Origin of the sequence: Stenotrophomonas sp. TWI377, from assembly GCF_039674525.1 — a bacterium.
In the GTDB taxonomy this organism is placed as follows: Bacteria; Pseudomonadota; Gammaproteobacteria; order Xanthomonadales; family Xanthomonadaceae; genus Stenotrophomonas.
This window is the reverse complement of sequence record NZ_JBDJNT010000045.1, coordinates 1-854: the sequence shown is the minus strand read 5'-3', so window position 1 is coordinate 854 and position 854 is coordinate 1. Positions and strand designations below refer to the sequence as shown.

Annotated in this window: 1 protein-coding gene; it reads right to left on the bottom strand. The window is 68.7% G+C overall.

The window, feature by feature from the left end:
* On the bottom strand, positions 1-854 hold an 854-nt coding region (locus ABE546_RS18580), incomplete at both ends, for a transaldolase family protein (protein WP_346464660.1).

Sequence of the window (854 nt, the reverse complement as noted above, 5' to 3'; positions counted from 1 at the left end):
TCCAGATCCTTGGCGAACGCATCGATGCCGCTGGCCAGCTTCTCCGTCGCCATCGGGTCGGCCGCCAGATCCGCCGCAAAGCGCGCCGCATCGATCGGCGTCACCTGCACCGACTCGGCCGCACCGGCCACCAGCTTGCGCGGCAGCTGGCCATGATCGGCGTCCAGCGCCTCCAGCAGGTCCGGCGAAATCGTCAGGCGATCGCAGCCGGCCAGCGCCTCGATCTGCGCCGTCGAACGGAACGACGCACCCATCACCACCGTCGGCGAACCACGGCGCTTGAACTCGGCATACACGCCGCGCACGAACACCACGCCCGGGTCTTCATCGATGCTGGCCGGCGCCTGGCCGTTGGCCACGTACCAATCCAGGATGCGGCCCACGAACGGCGAAATCAGGAACGCCCCGGCCTCGCTGCAGGCCAGCGCCTGGGTGGGATTGAAGATCAGCGTCAGATTGCAGTCGATCCCTTCGGCCTGCAGCTGACGTGCCGCTTCCACGCCTTCCCAGGTTGCCGCGATCTTGATCAGCACCTTGCTGCGCGGCACGCCGGCCGCGTCGTACATGGCGATGAACTGACGCGCCTTGGCCACCGTGGCCGCGGTGTCGTGCGCCTGGTCGGCATCGACCTCGGTCGAGACCCGGCCGGGCACCAGGGTGCTGAGCAGGGTGCCCACGCCCACGGTCAGGCGATCGGCCACCGCGTGCACGATGGTCTCGCGCTCGCCCGCCTGCTCGCGGCCCCAGGCCAGCGCGCTCTCGATGAGATCGGCGTATACCGGCAGGTCCAGCGCTTTCTTCACCAGGGTGGGGTTGGTCGTGCAGTCGACCGGCTTCAAGCGCTTGATCGCCTC